Below are 16,113 nucleotides of genomic sequence, written 5' to 3' on the forward strand. Positions count from 1 at the left end.
TTCCGTCCTGCTCGGTGCGCATTGCGGCTCCTGCGCACCCGCGGGAGGGGCTTGACGTGATCCGATCCCGTGCGGGACGGTGCTGGGGAACGGAGGAGCGGGATGCCGGAGCGGAACGGAACGGACGGGGAGATCGAGCGGCTCGCGCAGGAGGTCGCCGTGGAGGCGGGGCGGCGCGGGCTGCGCATCGGGGCAGCGGAATCGCTGACGAGCGGAGCCATCGCGGTCGCGCTCGGAAAGGCGGATGACGCGAGCGAGTGGTTCGCAGGATCGATCGTGGCGTACGAGGCATCCGTGAAGTTCGAGCTGCTCGGGGTGACGCCGGGTCCGGTCGTCACGGCGCGTGCGGCCGAACAGATGGCGACCGGGGCCCGTGAGCGGCTCGGCGCCGATGCCGCCGTCGCGGTGACGGGGGTGGGCGGTCCCGGTGAGGAGGAGGGGCGGCCGGCGGGCACGGTCTACGTCGCCGCGGCCCTCGGCGACCGGGTGCACGTCGGCGAGCACCACTTCGACGGCGACCCCGCCGAGGTCGTCGCGGCGACCGTGCGGGCGGCGCTCGCGGCGCTGCTGGAGCGCCTGCGCTCCGCGTGAACGCTCCGGCTCTGGACCTCTCAGCTGGATCGCGTACACTGGGACGCAGTGATTCACCGTGCAGCCCAACCGGTCGTCACGACCGAGTGCCCGTCATCTTCGAGCACCGTCGCGTTCCACGCGTCCCGATTCCATCTCCGCGCTTGGAGCGCATCCTCAGCTTCCCGCAGCCGCTGACGTCGACGTCACGCCGGCCGCCGTATCGAAACGATCTTCCTCATCTCTCTTCTCTTCACCAGTTCGTCCCCTCGCCTGCACTGGCGGCAAGCCGATCACGACGTGCACAGCGCCACGCGTGACGGCGAGTACGCCGGGCACGTCGTGGCCCTCGGCGACGGCTTCCTCGTCTCCGACGCGATCGGACGGGTCGTGGCCCGCTGCGACACGCTCGATGCGGCCTTCCTCGCCCTCGAGGCGGCGACCCCAGCAGGCATCCACTCCGCCGGCGATCACCTCGCCCGGCGCACCAAAGCCCCGCGGCGGCGCCGTCGCCGCGGATTCACGGATCACACCCGTGGTCCCAGACAACGAAGGAATGACGTCATGGCCACCGGCATCGTCAAATGGTTCAACACTGAAAAGGGCTTCGGCTTCATCGCTCCCGACGACGGCTCCGCCGACGTGTTCGCGCACTTCAGCGCGATCACCGGCAACGGCTACCGCGAGCTGACCGAGAACCAGCGCGTCGAGTTCGACGTGGAGCAGGGTCAGAAGGGCCTCCAGGCCACCAACATCCGGGGCCTGTGAGCTCCCGGCCGGCCCCGCCCGAGGCGGGGCCGGCCGCCCACTCCCAGCAGGATCTCGGGAGGTATGCAGGCAGCGGCATGGTTCGCCGCCTAGCGTGGGAACAGCGATGGGCACCCGCCTTTGGCTCCACGGCCGAAGACTCGCGGCCCAGCACAGACAGGCAGCCCCCATGCCGACCGTCCCCATCGTCCAGGAGGCCGTGCTCGGCCCCGTCCGACAGACCTACGCCCGAGCCGGCGACTTCCCGCCGATCACCCGGGCCTACAGCCAGCTCTCCCAGATCGTCCGCGAGACCGGGCTCCTCCGCCGCACGCCGTGGTTCTACGGCCTCGTCGGCGCGGGCATCGCGCTCGCCGTCGGCGGAGCGGTCGCCGGCTTCATCCTGCTCGGCGACAGCTGGTACCAGCTGCTCATCGCCGGAGCGCTGGGTGTGCTGTTCACGCAGCTGGCGTTCCTCGCGCACGAGGCGGCGCACCGCCAGATCCTCGCCTCCGGGCCGGCCAACGACCGACTCGCGAGGGTGCTCGCCGGCCTCGTCGGCATGAGCTACGGCTGGTGGGACAGCAAGCACAGCCGGCACCACGCCAACCCCAACCGCGTCGGCAAGGATCCCGACATCGAGGTCGACACGATCTCCTTCCTCGACGAGGATGCCGCGAACGCCCGGGGTCTGCGCCGGCTCCTCACCCGCAAGCAGGGCTGGTGGTTCTTCCCGCTGCTGACGCTCGAGGGTCTGAACCTGCACTTCCAGAGCCTCCGCTACCTCTTCGCCCGCGGGCCGGTGCCCGGTCGCTGGACCGAGCTCGGCCTCATCGCGGCGCGCTTCGCCGTGCTCTTCGTGCCGGTGTTCCTCGTGCTGCCGCTCGGCATGGCGTTCGCCTTCGTCGGCGTGCAGCTCGCCGTCTTCGGCGTCTACATGGGCGCCTCCTTCGCGCCGAACCACAAGGGCATGCCGGTGATCGCGCCCGACGCGAAGCTCGATTTCTTCCAGAAGCAGGTGCGCACCTCGCGCAACATCCGCGGCGGCTGGTGGGCGACCTGGCTCTACGGCGGCCTCAACTACCAGGTCGAGCACCACCTCTTCCCGAGCATGTCGCGCCTGCACCTCGCCCAGACCCGGGAGATCGTGCGCGAGTACTGCCAGACGCACGACGTGCCGTACACCGAGACGTCGATCTGGCGCTCCTACGCGATCGTGATCGCGTACCTCAACCGCGTCGGGCTCGCCGCGCGCGATCCCTTCGACTGCCCGGTGGCCGCCAGGTACCGCTGAACGGAGCATCCCACGCCGGGCGGTACGGACCGTCGTCTCCGGTACGCTCGGGAGCATGGCTGCGTTCGCTGAGATCGACGTCGTGCTGCTGGATGTGCTCGGCACCCTGGTGGACGAACCGGGCGGGATCGAGGCCGCGCTCCGCGCCGCGAGCGGCGAGCGCGAGGTCGGGCCGCTGCGGGCGCGCTGGCAGGAGCTGGTCGGGGGCGAGCAGCAGCGGATCGCCGAGGGCCATCGCGCGTACGCGAACGGTGACGTGCTCGACGACGAGGCCGCCACGGCGGTCGCGGCGGCGGCCGGCATCACCGATCGCGCCCTCGTCCGCCGCTTGGCGACGGCCGCGGAGCGGCTCCCCGCCTGGCCGGACTCGGCCGCCGGCATCGACCGGCTGACGCCGCGGGTCCGGGTGCTCGGCCTCTCGAACGCGAGCGCGCGCACCCTCGGCCGCTTGGGGGCGAACGCCGGCCTCCGCTGGCACGGGGTGCTCTCGGCCGAGACGGTCCGCGCGTACAAGCCGGACCCCGCGGTCTACCGACTCGCCGTCGAGGCGAGCGGGTGCCGGCCGGACCGCATCCTGATGGTCGCGGCGCACGCCTGGGATCTGCGCGCCGCGCAGGCGGCCGGCATGCGGACCGCGTACGTGCATCGCCCGGTCGGGGACCCGCCGCGCGATACCGACACCTTCGACGTGCGCGCCGAAGGACTGCTCGAGCTCGCCGAACGGCTCGCCGCGCGCTGAGCCGCGCCGCGAGTCCCGCCGTTCGTCGCGCGATCGGCCGACTCGCCCCTTGTGCCCGTGCGCGATGCTCCGCGATACTCGGAGCCAATCGCCGGGGGACGGGGGTGGCGGTGAACAGCGTCGCGGAGATGCGTCAGGCGGTGTTCTTCGACGGCCCGGAGGGCGGGCGCAAGGCCAGCCGGTTCTGGCTGCTGCTCGGGCTGTCGGCGGTGATCGCCGCGGCGGGGCTCGTCGGCGATTCCGCGGCCACGGTGATCGGCGCGATGATCGTCGCCCCGCTGATGACCCCGATCCTCGGTACCGTGCTCGCGACGGTCATCGGCGACCGGCGCAATCTCGTCCGTTCCTGGGCGTTCGTCCTGGGCGGTGCCTCGGCGGCGATCGCCGTCGGCTATCTCGTGGGCCTGCTCGTGGCGGCGCCGGTCGTCGCCTCGACCGACGGCGAGATCGCGAGCCGGGTGAGCCCTGACCTCATCGCGATGCTCGCCGCCCTGGCCACCGGAGCGGTCGGCGCCATCGCGCTCGTGCGGCGCGACGTGTCGGACACGCTCCCCGGTGTCGCGATCGCGATCTCGCTGGTCCCGCCGCTCGCGACCGTCGGGCTGACGCTCGAGTCGGGTGCGCCGGGCGAGGCGCTCGGCGCGCTGCTCCTGTTCGCCACGAACGTGGCGGCCATCATCGCGACGGGCGTCATCGTGCTCGCCGGGTACCGGATCGCGGGTGCGGGCCAACTCGTCGAACGGGTGCGGCCGGGGGCGGGCACCGCGGACGGCCCGAAGCACTCCAACGGGCGGGCGATCGCCGTGACCCTGGTGACGCTGGCGCTCATCGCGGTGCCGCTGACGGCGACCTCCGTGCGCTTCACGCAGCAGGAGCTCCTGCAGTACGCGGTCCGGCAGGCCGCCGAGCCCTGGGCGGAGGCGAACGACCTCGTCATCGAACGGCTCGACTCGGACGGCGAGCGGGCGAGGCTCCAGGTCTCCGGTTGACCGCCGGCCCCGGACACCGCCGCGCTCGCCTCGGCGCTCGAAGCCGCCGGCGTCGACCTCGCGCAGGTGACCGTGGAGTTCATCCCCACCTCCGAGCTGCCGTTGACCGGGTGACGTCCGCGAACGCGACCGCTCGTCCGTCGCTCTGGGGGAGTTCCCGGGTGGATGACCGACACTGGAAGCAACGGTGACCGGGCCGACGGGGGGAGGCGACCATGGGCATCAGACGACGGCGGGCCGCGCCGCCGCCGACGAACCCCGAGGACGACCCGTACCTCGCCTACCTGATCTGGAAGGGCGAGCAGCCCGCGGCCGAGCCGGAACCCGAGACGCCGCCGAAGCGCGGCTGGTGGCAGCGCGTGCTCGGCCGGCGCGATGCGGACGGCGGTTCGCGGCGGGAGTCGTGAGGCGCCGCCTGCCAGGGATCCGTGCGTGATGGTCGTCGACCGCGGCGCCGTCAGCGCCCCGCGATCACGTCCGCGACCTTCGCGATCACCGAGGTGCGCGGGCTCGAGGAGCGCTGCTCGACCCAGTCGGCCACGGAGTAGGCGCGGTACAGGCCGTTCGCCCCGATCCAGCGCAGCGGCTCCGGCTCCCAGCGCCGCGGGCGCTGCCTGACCCAGGGGATGCGCGCGATCGGGTCGTCGCTGCCGGTGAGGAGCGCGGCCGCCGCGTCGGCCGCGAGCCGCGCCGCCGTCACGCCCTGGCCGGCGTAGCCGCCGAGCTGGAGGATGCCGCTGTCCGAGTCCCAGTCGATGAACGGCGTCCAGTCGCGCGGCACGCCGAGCACGCCGCACCAGGCGTACTCCGCCTCGGCGCCGAGGCCGGGGAAGAGATCCTCGACGATGGCCTCGAGCGCCCGGACGGTGCCGCGGTCGACCTGGCCGCGCTCGTCGAAGCCGGAGCCGAAGCGGTACGGCTTGCCACGGCCGCCGATGATGATCCGGCCGTCGGGCGTGCGCTGTCCGTAGAAGTAGGTGTGCGCCGAGCCCGAGAGCCCGGCGGCCGGGTCCCAGCCGATCCGAGCCCACTCGGCGTCGTCGAGCCGACGGGTCGCGATCATGGCGCTGTTCAGCGGCAGCATCTCGCGTCCCCGCCCCGCGAGGGCGGCGGTGTAGCCCTCGGTGGCGAGCACGATCCGCTCGGCGCGCAGCTCGAGCGCGCCGACGCGGACCGCGCCGGGCTCGACGGCGGTGACGCGGGAGCGCTCGAAGAGGCGGATACCGGCGGCGCGCGCCCGCTCGACGACGCCGCGCAGCAGCAGGAACGGGTCGACCCGCACGCAGTCGGGGGAGACGAGGGCGCCGACGGCGTCGTGGATGTCGATGCGCTCGCGCAGGGCGTCGCCGTCGACGAGGCGCACGCGCTCCTCGCCGAGGCCCCACGAGCGATGCCCGGCGAGGCTCGACTGCAGTCGGGCGAGCTCGGGGGCGGTGCGGGCGACCTGGATCCACCCGCCGCGCTCGGCGCCGATGTCCACGCCCTCGGCGGCGAACTCGTCGACGACGGTCTCCATGGTCTCGAGCAGACGTCGTTCTACGTCGAGCACGGCCTCGCGGCCGCTGCCGCGGGCGAGCACGCGGCGCATCCCGACGGGCTTCGAGGAGAGCCATCCGCCGTTGCGACCCGAGGCGCCGAAGCCGAACTGCTCGGCCTCGAGCACGGCGATGTCGAGCGAGGGGTCGGCCGCGCGCAGGGCGAGGGCGGTCCAGAGGCCGGTGTATCCGCCGCCGACGATCACGACGTCGGCGCGGCCGGACTCGCGCAGCGGGTCGGCTCGGATGGGTTCGTTCCGGTTCGCCCAGAAGCCGAATTCACCGTTGATCACGTGGGGTCCGCCCTTCACATACCTCGTCGTTGCCCCTCGACTGTAAAGTTTTCTGAACCAATATTCAAGTCTTCTTGCGTGGGTGTGAACTCTGCTGTACGTTCGTGGCCATGCCGGAGAACGAGCTCCCGAACACCCACACCGTCGGCGAACGCCTGCGCTCACGCCGACGGGTGCTGCGCAAGACCCTCGCGAGCGTCTCGACCGAGGCGAACATCAGCGAGAGCTTCCTGAGCCAGCTCGAGCGCGACCGGGCGAGCGCGAGCATCGCCACCCTCCAGCGCATCTGCGCCGCCCTCGAGATGCCCGTCGGCGACCTCTTCAACGAGCGCCGCCAGCTCTCCGTGCACCGGCACGCCTCGGCGAACTTCAACCCCTACGGCATCGGCGCGCGCAAGGTGCGCATCACGCCGACCACGAACACCCAGCTCGAATCGTTCATCGGCGAGTTCGACGCGCACGGCACGACCGGCGACGAGCTCTACGCCCACGGCGACTCCGAAGAGACCCTGCTCGTCGTGAGCGGCCGGCTCGAGGTCACCATCGGCACCGAGACCCACGTGCTCGGCCCGCTCGACAGCATCTCCTACGCGTCGTCGACGCCGCACCGCGCGCGCGAGGCCGACGGCGGCCGCGCGGTCGCCGTGTGGCTCATGTCGCCGCCGAGCTACTGACCCCCACAGAAAGCAAGAGGAACACCATGCGCATCGGAATCGAATGCGGCGGCACCTTCACGGATGTCGTCGTCGTCGATGACGTCGGACGGATCGTCGCGACGAACAAGGTCTTCTCCACCCCCGAGGACCCCTCGCTCGCCGTGCTCGAGGGCCTCGGCGGGCTCCCCGACGAGCTCGTCGACGGCGCCGAGCTGCTGCACGGCAGCACCGTCGCCACCAACGCCCTGCTCGAGCGGAAGGGCGGCCCGATCGGCCTCATCACCACGAAGGGCTTCCGCGACCTCGTCTTCCTGCAGCGGCAGGACCGCACCCGGATGTACGACCTCGGCTACACCAAGCCCGAGCCGCTCGTCGCCCGACGCCACATCGTCGAGGTCGACGAGCGCGTCTCGGCCGAGGGCGAGGTGCTCCGCAGCCTCGACGAGGTGGGCGTCGCCCGCGCCGTCGCGACGCTGGCCGAGGCCGGCGTCTCCGCGATCGCGGTCTGCCTGCTGCACGCCTACGCCAACCCCGAGCACGAGCGCCGGGTCGCCGCGGCCATCGAGGCCGCCGGGCTCGAGCTGCCCGTCTCGCTCAGCCACGAGGTCGTGCGCGAGTTCCGCGAGTACGAGCGGACCACGACGACGGTGGTCGACGCCTTCATCCGTCCCCGTGTCGGGGCGTACCTCGAGAACCTGCGGTCGCACGTCGCCGAGCGCAGCATCCGCTCGATGGCCGTCATGCAGTCCAACGGCGGCATCGTCCCGCCCGAGGCCGCCATCTCCCGGCCCGTCACCATGCTGCTCAGCGGGCCCGCCGCGGGCGTGAGCGGCGCGGTCACGATCGCCGCCGCGGCCGGGGTCGACCGCATCGTCACCATGGACATGGGCGGAACCAGCACCGACGTCTCCTTCGTCGAGGGCGAGGAGCCCGAGCTCGCGACGGGGACCGTCGTCGACGGGTTGCCGCTGCGGGTGCCGCTCGTCGACATCCACACCGTCGGCGCGGGCGGCGGCAGCATCGTGCACATCGACGCCGGCGGGCTGCTCTCGGTCGGCCCGGAGAGCGCTGGCGCCGATCCCGGCCCCGCCTGCTACGGCCGCGGCGGCACCCGCCCCACGATCACCGATGCGAACCTCCTCGTCGGCGCCATGCCCGCCGGAGCCCGGCTCGCCGGTCGCTTCGAGCTCGACCGGGACGCCGCGCGCGCCGCCTTCGAGCCGCTCGCCGCCGCCCTCGGGCGCTCGGTCGAGCAGGTCGCCGCCGACGCCCTGCAGCTCGCCGACGTCACGATGGCCGGCGCGATCCGCGAGGTCTCCCTCGAGCGCGGGCACGAGCTCGACGGCGCCGCACTCATCGCCTACGGCGGGGCCGGCGCGCTGCACGCCGCCTCGGTCGCCGAGGAGCTCGGCATCGACCGGGTGCTCGTGCCGCCGCACGCGGGGCTCACCTCCGCCTACGGCCTGCTCACGGCATCCTTCAAGCGCGACTTCTCGGCCACCTGGTTCCAGCCCGACCTCGCCGCCGTCTCCGCCGCCGAGCTCGCGAACGCCTGCCGCGAGATCGAGGCCGCCGCGCGCGCCGAGATCGCCGCGACCGGCGTCGCCGCCGACGGGCTCGTCGCGAGCTGGCTCGCCGACATCCGCTACCGCGGCCAGGGCTTCGAGCTCGCGGTGCCGTTCGTGCCCGGCGACGAGGCGAGCCAGCTGCTCGCCGGCTTCCACGCCGCGCACCATCGCCAGTTCGGCCACTCGAGCGAGCAGCGCGCCGCGCAGCTCGTCACGGTGCGCCTGCGGCTCACCGGCGAGAAGCCGCCCGTCGCCGCGGTGCAGACCGCCGCGAACGACACCCCGGCCGGCACGACCTCGATCCTCGTCGACGGCGAGCGCCGGGACGCCCCGGTGCTGCACCGCGGCGGCATGTCCGCCCCGGTGCAGGGGCCCGCGGTCGTCGCCGACGACACCTCGACCACGCTCGTGCCCGCCGGCTGGCTGGCGGAGATCGACGAGCACGGAAACCTCCTCCTGGAACGGAGCGCCGCATGACCCAGCAGCACCAACTCGGCCTCTTCAAGTCGGCCTTCGAGTCGCTCACCCGCGAGATGGCGGTGAACCTGCGCCGCGCCGCGTTCTCCTCGATCGTGCGCGAGGCGCGCGACTTCTCGGTCGCGCTCGCGGACCGCCGCGGCGCGATCGTCGCGCAGGCGGAGTGCATCCCGATCATGACGGCGGGCGTCGCCATCGCCCTGCAGCACGCGCTCGCCGAGCTCGACGTCGACGCCCTCACCGAGGACGATGCGATCCTCTACAACGACCCGTACAAGGGCGGGCAGCACCTGCAGGACATCTACCTGTTCAACCCGATCTTCCTCGACGGCTCGCTCGTCGGCTTCGCGGCGACCACGGCGCACCACGTCGATGTCGGCGGCGCCTACGCCGGCCTCAGCGCCGACGCCACCGAGATCTACCAGGAGGGGCTGCGCCTGCCCGTCTCGACCTTCTCGCTCAGCCGGGACTGGGGCGAGCGCGGCTTCGTGCGGCGCATCATCGAGGCGAACGTGCGGGTGCCCGACCTCGTCATCGGCGACCTGGAGGCGCAGCTCGCCGCGAACCGCATCGCCCAGCAGCGCTTCGCCGAGATCGCGGCGCGGTACGGGCTCGAGCCGACGCTCGCGGCGATGGACGAGCTGCAGGACTACGCCGAGCGACGCTTCCGCAGCGCGATCCGGGCGATCCCCGACGGCGAGTACCGCGCGGCGGACTTCGTCGACGGTTCCCCCTGGGGCGCCGGCGACATCCCCGTCGAGGTCGTGCTGACCGTCGCCGGCGACGAGATCGTCGTCGACCTGGGCGGCAGCGGGCCGCAGGTGGTCGGCAACGTGAACTGCCCGTTCGCCTCGACGGTGTCCGCGGTGCAGAGCGCGATCCGCTGCATGATCAGCGACACCGACATCCCGTTCAACGAGGGCTGCAACCGGCCGATCACGGTGCTCACCGAGTACGGCTCGATCCTGAACCCGGCCCCGCCGGCCGCGGTGCGCGCCCGGCTCACCCCCGCGAGCCGCGTGTTCAACGTCGTGGTGAGCGCGATGGGCCAGGCGGTGCCCGAGGCCGCGGTCGCCACCGGCTTCGACACCACGACCGCCTTCGCGATCAGCCACCTCGCCGCGACGGGCGACTACCAGGTCGTCGTCGAGATCCTCGGCGGCGGCTGGGGCGGATGCCAGGGGCACGACGGCGCCGACGCGCTCGACAACCCCATCTCGAACTGCGCGAACGCGCCCATCGAATCGCTCGAGACGGACTACTCGCACTTCGCGATCACCGAGTACTCGCTCGTCGAGTCGAGCGGCGGCGACGGCGAGCACCGCGGCGGCCTCGGCATCCGCCGCGTCTACGAGGCGCTCGCCGACGGCGTGCAGATCGCCGGCTACGCCGACCGGCATCGCAGCGGCGCCCCCGGCCTCGCCGGCGGCGAACCGGGCGCGGTCGGCCGCTTCCGGCTGACGCGGGCCGACGGCCGCGTCGAGCCGATCACCGCCGTGTTCAGCGGCACGCTCGACCGCGGAGACCGGATCGAGGTGCTGACCGGAGGCGGCGGCGGCATCGGCGATCCCGGCTCCCGTTCGGCGCGCGCCAGAGAATCCGACACCACCGATGGCTATGCGAAGGAGCATCAGCGATGAGCACCACCTCCCCCACCCCCTCCCAACCCACCTCGATGCGCCGCGTCGCCGCGGCGGCCGTGATCGGCACCTCGATCGAGTGGTACGACTTCTTCGTCTACGCGCAGGCCGCCGCCCTCGCGCTGAACGTCGTCTTCTTCCCCGAGGTCTCGCCGCTCACCGGCGTCCTCATCCTCTTCGCGACGATGGGCGTCGGCTTCGTCGCCCGCCCGCTCGGCGCGATCATCTTCGGCCACATCGGCGACCGCATCGGCCGCAAGAAGACGCTGATCATCACCCTCCTGATGATGGGCGTCGCGACCTTCGCGATGGGCCTGCTGCCGGGCTACGACAGCTGGGGCGCGGCCGCGCCGGTGCTGCTCGTCGCCCTGCGGCTCTGCCAGGGCCTCGCGGCCGGCGGCGAGTGGGGCGGCGCCGCCCTCATCGGCGTCGAGCACGCGCCGCCGGAGAAGAAGGCGCTGTTCGGCTCCTTCGCCCAGCTCGGCTCCCCGATCGGGCTCGTGCTCGCGACCTCGATGACCCTCGCGGTGAACGCCGCGTTCGGTCAGGAGGCGATGCAGGAGTGGGCGTGGCGCATCCCGTTCCTCGCCTCGATCGTGCTCATCCCGATCGGCTTCATCATCCGTTCGAAGGTCGCGGAGAGCCCCGAGTTCGCGGCGCTCTCGAAGCAGGAGCGCAGCGGCTCCGTGCCGATCGTGAAGCTGTTCCGCTTCCAGACCCCGCACCTGCTCGTCGGCATCGGCTCGTTCGCCGCCGTGTTCCTCACCTACTACCTGATGACGAGCTTCATGCTCGTGTACGCGACGGACTCCGTCGGGCTGTCCTCGGCGGTGTCGCTGCCGGCGAACCTCATCGCGGCGGTGGTCGAGGGCGTGTTCATCGTGATCGCGGCGGTGCTCAGCGTGCGGATCGGCACGAAGCGGATCAACGTCGTGTCCGCCGTCGCGCTGCTGCTCTGGGCGTTCCCCTCGTTCTACCTGGCCGCGGCGGCGCCGCCGTGGGGCCTGTACGTCTCGGTCGGCGTCTCGATGGTGTTCGTCGGCGCGGCCTACGGCGTGCTCGCCTCCGACGTGGCCCGGCTGTTCACCACCGACACGCGCTACACGGGCGCCTCGCTCTCGTACCACCTGGCGGCGGTCATCGGCGGCGGCCTGGCGCCGATCGCTGCGACGGCGATCCTCGAGGCGACCGGCGGCGACGTCTTCTTCATCGCGCTGATCCCGGCGGTCACCGCCGCGGTGATGATCGTCTGCGTGCTGATCCTGCCCCGCCTGCAGCAGCCCGACGTGGCCGGTGAAGGCGAGGCGACGACCGCCGACGGCGAGCTCGTCCGCGCCTGACGCGCACCCGCCGGCGCGACCGGCACGACGGCCCCGGCCCGCGACCATCGCGGGCCGGGGCCGTTCGCGTCGCGCTCAGCCGGCGACGTCGATCACCCAGGTGACGCCGAAGCGATCGGCGAGCATGCCGAAGCCCGGCGACCACGCCGACGCCGTGAGCGGCTCGACGATGTTCGCTCCCTCGGCGAGCCCGTCCCAGGCGCGCTCCGCCTCGGCGAGCGAGTCGGCCCGGAGCGACAGGAAGAAGGGGCGGTCCGTGACGGTCGCGCCGCGCTCGCGCCGGGTTCCGGCGGGCGAGGCATCCGCCGGCCCGGCGTCGCCGGGCACGTCGTAGGCCATGACGCGGAAGCCGTCGGGGCTCGTGACGCTGCCGAACACGATCCGTTCGGCATCGGGGGCACTGGCGGGCATGCCGAGCTCGCCGTAGCTCGTGAGCGCGAGCTCGCCGCCGAAGACGCGGTGGTAGTGCTCGAGCGCCGCGCGGGCGCGGCCGTCGCGGAAGTTCAGGTGGGTGGTGGTGCGCAGGCTCATCGCCGTTCCTCTCGGTCGTGGGCGGCCCCGTTCGACCGCTCGCGCCCAGTGTTCCCGCAGTCGAGGACACTGAATGTCCGCCACATGACGCAGACTGAAGGGCATGACGGATGGCTCGGCGCGGATGCTCGCACTGCTCTCCCTGCTGCAGGCGAGACGCGCGTGGCCGGCCGCCGAGCTCGCCGGCCGGCTCGAGGTCAGCACCCGCACGATCCGTCGCGACGTCGAGCGGCTGCGCGAGCTCGGCTACCGGGTGGCCGCGACGATGGGCCCCGACGGCGGGTACCGGCTCGCCGCGGGGGAGGAGCTGCCGCCGCTCCGCTTCGACGACGAGCAGGCGGTCGCCCTCGCGATCGCGCTGAGCTCGGTCGCGGGCGGCGGCGCGGCGATCGAGGAGGCGGCCGAACGGGCGCTCGCCACCGTTCGGCAGGTGCTGCCATCGCGGCTCCGGCACCGCGTCGACGGGGTGCGCTTCGCGCACGAGCCGAGCGCCGTGCGCACGGACCCCGAGGTGATCCTCGCCGTCAGCGAGGCGGTGCGCGAACGCCGGGTGCTGCGCTTCGACTACCGCCGCGGCGACGGCGCCGGGGCCGACGGCGGCCCGCCGCGCCGCGTCGAGCCGCACGAGCTCGTCGCCCGCGACGGCCGCTGGTACCTCGTCGCCTTCGAACCGGAGCGCGAGGACTGGCGGCTGTACCGGCTCGACCGGATGGCGCCGCGCGCGCCGCACGGGGCGCGCTTCGCCCCGCGGGGGCTCCCGCACGGCGACGCGCTGGCGTTCCTGACCGCGCGCTTCCGCGGGGCGGTGGAGCGCGACGGGGCGGAAGTCGGCACCGAGGCCGGTCCCGCCTGGCCCTGCATCGGTGAGGCGGTGGTGCGCGCCGAGGCATCCGAGCTCGCGCCGTGGCTGGAGCCGGGCGAGCTCATCGAGGCGGCCGACGGCCGCTGCCGGCTGGCGCTCGGATCCTGGTCGTGGGCGGGGGTCCTCGCGCGCCTGCTGCAGTTCGAGCGGCCGTTCGAACTGCTCGGCCCGCCCGAGCTCGGGAGCGCGGCCGAGTCGGCCGCGGCGCTGCTCAGTTCGGCCGGTAGAGCGTCGCCTGGAACTCGTACGCGTCGTGCCGGTAGGTGACCCGGCCGAGCAGCACCGGCGTGCCGGAGAGCTCCGAGGCGGTCTCCTCACCGACCAGCACCGGGGCGCCCGCGGCGATGCCGAGCGCGGCGGCGATCGTCTCGTCGGCGGCCTCGGCGCGCACCGTGTAGTCGCTGCGCACGACGCGCAGCCCGCACACCGACTCGAGCGTGCCGTAGAGGGAGGCGTCCTCGAGCATCGCGGGCTCCAGCCCGACCGCTCGCTGCGCCGGGATGATCGACACGTCGTAGCAGATCGGCACCTCGTCGAGGGTGCGCACCCGGTGCACCTCGAGCACGGGGGAGGCCGGGGCGAGCGCGAGACTGCCCGCCTCGCCGAGGCTCGCGGGGCGCAGCTCGCTGCGATGCACCCGGGCGCCGGGCCGCAGTCCGCGAGCGAGCGCCATCTCGGTGAACGACTGCAGGGCGACCCGCTCCGCCATGTGCGGGGCGGTGACGAACCAGCCGCGCCAGGGCGAGCTCTCGAGCAGGCCGTCGCGCTCGAGCGAGGCGAGCGCCTCGCGCAGCACGACCCGGCTGACCGAGACCCGCTCGGCGAGCTCGCGCTCGCCGGGCAGCTTCTGCCCGGGCTCGAAGACGCCCGTCTCGATGAGCTCGCGGATCGCGTCCCTCGCCCGGGCGGCGGTGCGTCCGAGCTGGCGCGGCGCCGCCGTCGCGGTCGCGTGTTCGCTCATCGTGGCCGCCTCCCCGCCCCGATTCTCCTGAGCGGGTGGCCACCGGTCAAGCCGGGCCGGGGCGTGCCGCCGGGCGCCCGGCTCACTCCTTCACCGCCCCGGCGACGACGCCCGTGATGAAACGGCGCTGGAAGATCGCGTAGACGACGAGGATCGGCAGCGCGACGATGACCGCGGCGGCCGCCGTCACCGAGGGGTCGAAGTTGCGCGTGCTGCCGGCGAAGAACGAGAGCGCCAGCGGCGCGGTCTGCACGTCGGGGTTCTGCGGTACCAGCACGAGCGCCATCAGGAACTCGTTCCACGTGTACAGGAAGAGGAGCGTGCCGAGCGTCGCGATCGCGGGCGCGGAGACCGGCACGTAGACGCGCCAGAGCGTCGCCCAGCGGCCCGCCCCGTCGATCGAGGCGGCCTCGCCGAGCGAGCGCGGCACGTTCGCGTAGGCGGTGCGCATCCACAGCACGCCGAGTGAGACCGAGGTCGCGATCTGCGGCAGGATGAGCGCCCAGTACGTGTTCAGCAGCCCCATGCCCTCGAGCAGGTAGTAGAGCGGCACGATGATGCCCTCGTAGGGCATCACGAGACCGACGAGCAGGATGCCGAGCAGCACGAAGCGGCCGGGGAACCGCATGGTGGAGAACGCGTAGCCGGCGAGCACCGAGACGAGGCTCGCCCCGAGCACGACCGCCACGGCGACGACGAGCGAGGACCAGAGGGCCTGGCCGAAGCCGCCGCGCGTCCACGCGGTCGCGAAGTTCTCGAGCGTGAGGCTCGACGGCAGACCGCCCCCGCCCGTGCGCTCGCCGGGCGGGGTGAGCGCGAGCAGCACGATCGAGAGGAAGGGGAGCAGGGCGAGCAGGGCCCCGACGACGAGCAGCAGGTGCCCCAGGAACTGCTCGGAGCGGCGGATCCTCATCGGGTCCCTCCTCGGGGTGCGGCGGCGTCGCGGTCGCGGGTGAGCCACATCACCGCGCCGACGATGGCGAAGATGAGCAGCGTCAGCACGACGGCGATCGCCGAGGCGCGGCCGACCTGGTGGGTGACGAATGCCTCGCGGTAGATGAAGTAGGAGGGCACCGTGGTCGAGGTGCCCGGGCCGCCGGAGGTGGTGTTCCAGACGATGTCGAAGTTGCGCAGCGCCGCGGTGATCATCAGCACGAGCGCGACCTGGATCTCGCCGCGGAGCGCGGGCAGGGTGACCGCGAAGAACTCGCGCACGGGCCCGGCGCCGTCGAGGCGGGCGGCCTCGAACTGCTCGGCGGGGATGTTCTGCAGGCCGCTCACGAACAGCACGAAGGCGAGGCCGAACATCACCCAGGTGCCGATGATGCCGACCGACGGCAGCGCCGTGGTGAAGTCGCCGAGCCAGGTGCGGGTGAGCCCGTCGAGGCCGATCGCGCGCAGTGCGGTGTTCAGGGGCCCGGTCTCGGCGAAGATCCAGCGCCAGGAGATCGCGACGACGACGGTCGAGAGGATGTACGGCACGAACAGCAGCGCGCGGAAGGCGGCGAGGCCGCGCACTCGGATGCGGGCGATCGCCCCGACGAAGACGAGGGCGAGCGCCGTCGGCAGGAGCGCGTAGAAGACGACGAAGACGAGGGAGTGCAGCGTCGCCTGCCAGATCTGTGGGTCGGCGAGCACCTCGGCGAAGTTGTCGAAGCCGACCCATTCGCTCGCGGTGATGCCGTCCCAGTCGAACAGCGCGATCCAGATCGACTCCACGACGGGACGCACGAGGAAGACGAGGTAGAACGCGAAGGCCGGCACGAGGTAGAGGTACGCGTCCCAGTCGTAGCGGCGGAGGAACGGCCGGCGGCGCGGGGCGCTGCCGGCGGCCCGGGCTGGGCCCGGGCGCGGGGGCGAGAGGGTCGTCATCGAGGAGTCTCCGGGTGGATGCCGGGGGCGAGCCGCTCG

16 protein-coding genes are annotated in these 16,113 nt (G+C 73.0%); 11 read left to right on the forward strand and 5 right to left on the reverse strand.

The features are described 5' to 3' along the window. Positions 1-102 precede the first annotated feature (102 nt). The 6 genes from MTP13_RS08860 (at position 103) to MTP13_RS08885 (ending at position 4,746) form a co-directional block, all read left to right on the forward strand. Positions 103-591 carry a CinA family protein gene (locus tag MTP13_RS08860; RefSeq protein WP_243570719.1) on the forward strand — a complete coding sequence of 163 codons (489 nt, stop codon included), beginning with the start codon at positions 103-105 and terminating at the stop codon, positions 589-591. A 543-nt stretch (positions 592-1,134) separates the two neighbouring features. Next, on the forward strand, positions 1,135-1,338 hold the full coding sequence (locus MTP13_RS08865; RefSeq protein WP_243570791.1) for a cold-shock protein: 204 nt from the start codon (positions 1,135-1,137) through the stop codon (positions 1,336-1,338). Between the two features lie 169 nt (positions 1,339-1,507). Continuing rightward, complete coding sequence (locus tag MTP13_RS08870; RefSeq protein ID WP_243570720.1) at positions 1,508-2,611, forward strand: fatty acid desaturase family protein; 1,104 nt, start codon at positions 1,508-1,510, stop codon at positions 2,609-2,611. A gap of 55 nt (positions 2,612-2,666) precedes the next feature. Then, a complete protein-coding gene (locus MTP13_RS08875) occupies positions 2,667-3,350 on the forward strand; it encodes a haloacid dehalogenase type II (RefSeq protein ID WP_243570721.1) in 684 nt (227 codons plus the stop codon). Between the two features lie 110 nt (positions 3,351-3,460). Next, on the forward strand, positions 3,461-4,339 hold the full coding sequence (locus tag MTP13_RS08880; RefSeq protein ID WP_243570722.1) for a DUF389 domain-containing protein: 879 nt from the start codon (positions 3,461-3,463) through the stop codon (positions 4,337-4,339). Between the two features lie 215 nt (positions 4,340-4,554). After that, positions 4,555-4,746: a hypothetical protein gene (locus tag MTP13_RS08885; RefSeq protein ID WP_243570723.1), complete on the forward strand. Its 192-nt coding sequence runs from the start codon at positions 4,555-4,557 to the stop codon at positions 4,744-4,746. 50 nt (positions 4,747-4,796) lie between these two features. Here the strand turns inward: MTP13_RS08885 and MTP13_RS08890 are convergent, their stop codons facing one another. Then, positions 4,797-6,185, reverse strand: a complete 1,389-nt coding sequence (locus MTP13_RS08890; protein ID WP_243570724.1) for an NAD(P)/FAD-dependent oxidoreductase — start codon at positions 6,183-6,185, stop codon at positions 4,797-4,799. Positions 6,186-6,277: 92 nt separating this feature from the next. Here MTP13_RS08890 and MTP13_RS08895 point away from each other — a divergent pair, with 92 nt between their 5' ends. The 4 genes from MTP13_RS08895 to MTP13_RS08910 are packed head-to-tail and all read left to right on the forward strand — an operon-like array spanning position 6,278 to position 11,848. Then, positions 6,278-6,841, forward strand: a complete 564-nt coding sequence (locus MTP13_RS08895; protein ID WP_189083636.1) for a helix-turn-helix domain-containing protein — start codon at positions 6,278-6,280, stop codon at positions 6,839-6,841. Between the two features lie 26 nt (positions 6,842-6,867). Then, the gene (locus MTP13_RS08900) at positions 6,868-8,868 is read left to right on the forward strand and encodes a hydantoinase/oxoprolinase family protein (protein WP_243570725.1); all 2,001 of its coding nucleotides are present in this window, start codon (positions 6,868-6,870) and stop codon (positions 8,866-8,868) included. Then, complete coding sequence (locus MTP13_RS08905) at positions 8,865-10,508, forward strand: hydantoinase B/oxoprolinase family protein (protein WP_243570726.1); 1,644 nt, start codon at positions 8,865-8,867, stop codon at positions 10,506-10,508. The genes MTP13_RS08900 and MTP13_RS08905 overlap by 4 nt, the downstream gene beginning before the upstream one ends. Next, complete coding sequence (locus MTP13_RS08910; protein ID WP_243570728.1) at positions 10,505-11,848, forward strand: MFS transporter; 1,344 nt, start codon at positions 10,505-10,507, stop codon at positions 11,846-11,848. The genes MTP13_RS08905 and MTP13_RS08910 overlap by 4 nt, the downstream gene beginning before the upstream one ends. A 75-nt stretch (positions 11,849-11,923) precedes the next feature. Here the strand turns inward: MTP13_RS08910 and MTP13_RS08915 are convergent, their stop codons facing one another. Next, on the reverse strand, positions 11,924-12,379 hold the full coding sequence (locus tag MTP13_RS08915; protein WP_243570729.1) for a VOC family protein: 456 nt from the start codon (positions 12,377-12,379) through the stop codon (positions 11,924-11,926). A gap of 103 nt (positions 12,380-12,482) precedes the next feature. On the opposite strand from MTP13_RS08915, the gene MTP13_RS08920 reads away from it, so the two are divergent. Beyond that, the gene (locus MTP13_RS08920; RefSeq protein WP_243570730.1) at positions 12,483-13,508 is read left to right on the forward strand and encodes a helix-turn-helix transcriptional regulator; all 1,026 of its coding nucleotides are present in this window, start codon (positions 12,483-12,485) and stop codon (positions 13,506-13,508) included. Here MTP13_RS08920 and MTP13_RS08925 read toward each other — a convergent pair. From MTP13_RS08925 to MTP13_RS08935, 3 genes are all read right to left on the reverse strand, one after another. Beyond that, the gene (locus tag MTP13_RS08925; RefSeq protein WP_243570731.1) at positions 13,453-14,202 is read right to left on the reverse strand and encodes a GntR family transcriptional regulator; all 750 of its coding nucleotides are present in this window, start codon (positions 14,200-14,202) and stop codon (positions 13,453-13,455) included. The genes MTP13_RS08920 and MTP13_RS08925 overlap by 56 nt on opposite strands. Before the next feature lie 82 nt (positions 14,203-14,284). Further along, positions 14,285-15,115, reverse strand: coding sequence for a carbohydrate ABC transporter permease (locus MTP13_RS08930; RefSeq protein ID WP_243570732.1), 831 nt, complete (start codon positions 15,113-15,115; stop codon positions 14,285-14,287). Then, complete coding sequence (locus MTP13_RS08935; protein ID WP_243570734.1) at positions 15,112-16,074, reverse strand: carbohydrate ABC transporter permease; 963 nt, start codon at positions 16,072-16,074, stop codon at positions 15,112-15,114. Before MTP13_RS08935 ends, MTP13_RS08930 begins: the two co-directional genes overlap by 4 nt. Between the last annotated feature and the right edge of the window lie 39 nt (positions 16,075-16,113).

Source organism: Agromyces soli (genome assembly GCF_022811605.1).
Lineage (GTDB): Bacteria > Actinomycetota > Actinomycetes > Actinomycetales > Microbacteriaceae > Agromyces > Agromyces soli.

Coding starts and splice junctions, on each gene's coding strand:
- MTP13_RS08860 (WP_243570719.1), top strand. CDS start 103: ATGCCGGAGCGGAACGGAACGGACGGGGAGATCGAGCGGCTCGCGCAG.
- MTP13_RS08865 (WP_243570791.1), top strand. CDS start 1,135: ATGGCCACCGGCATCGTCAAATGGTTCAACACTGAAAAGGGCTTCGGC.
- MTP13_RS08870 (WP_243570720.1), top strand. CDS start 1,508: ATGCCGACCGTCCCCATCGTCCAGGAGGCCGTGCTCGGCCCCGTCCGA.
- MTP13_RS08875 (WP_243570721.1), top strand. CDS start 2,667: ATGGCTGCGTTCGCTGAGATCGACGTCGTGCTGCTGGATGTGCTCGGC.
- MTP13_RS08885 (WP_243570723.1), top strand. CDS start 4,555: ATGGGCATCAGACGACGGCGGGCCGCGCCGCCGCCGACGAACCCCGAG.
- MTP13_RS08895 (WP_189083636.1), top strand. CDS start 6,278: ATGCCGGAGAACGAGCTCCCGAACACCCACACCGTCGGCGAACGCCTG.
- MTP13_RS08900 (WP_243570725.1), top strand. CDS start 6,868: ATGCGCATCGGAATCGAATGCGGCGGCACCTTCACGGATGTCGTCGTC.
- MTP13_RS08905 (WP_243570726.1), top strand. CDS start 8,865: ATGACCCAGCAGCACCAACTCGGCCTCTTCAAGTCGGCCTTCGAGTCG.
- MTP13_RS08910 (WP_243570728.1), top strand. CDS start 10,505: ATGAGCACCACCTCCCCCACCCCCTCCCAACCCACCTCGATGCGCCGC.
- MTP13_RS08915 (WP_243570729.1), bottom strand. CDS start 12,379: ATGAGCCTGCGCACCACCACCCACCTGAACTTCCGCGACGGCCGCGCC.
- MTP13_RS08920 (WP_243570730.1), top strand. CDS start 12,483: ATGACGGATGGCTCGGCGCGGATGCTCGCACTGCTCTCCCTGCTGCAG.
- MTP13_RS08925 (WP_243570731.1), bottom strand. CDS start 14,202: ATGAGCGAACACGCGACCGCGACGGCGGCGCCGCGCCAGCTCGGACGC.
- MTP13_RS08930 (WP_243570732.1), bottom strand. CDS start 15,115: ATGAGGATCCGCCGCTCCGAGCAGTTCCTGGGGCACCTGCTGCTCGTC.
- MTP13_RS08935 (WP_243570734.1), bottom strand. CDS start 16,074: ATGACGACCCTCTCGCCCCCGCGCCCGGGCCCAGCCCGGGCCGCCGGC.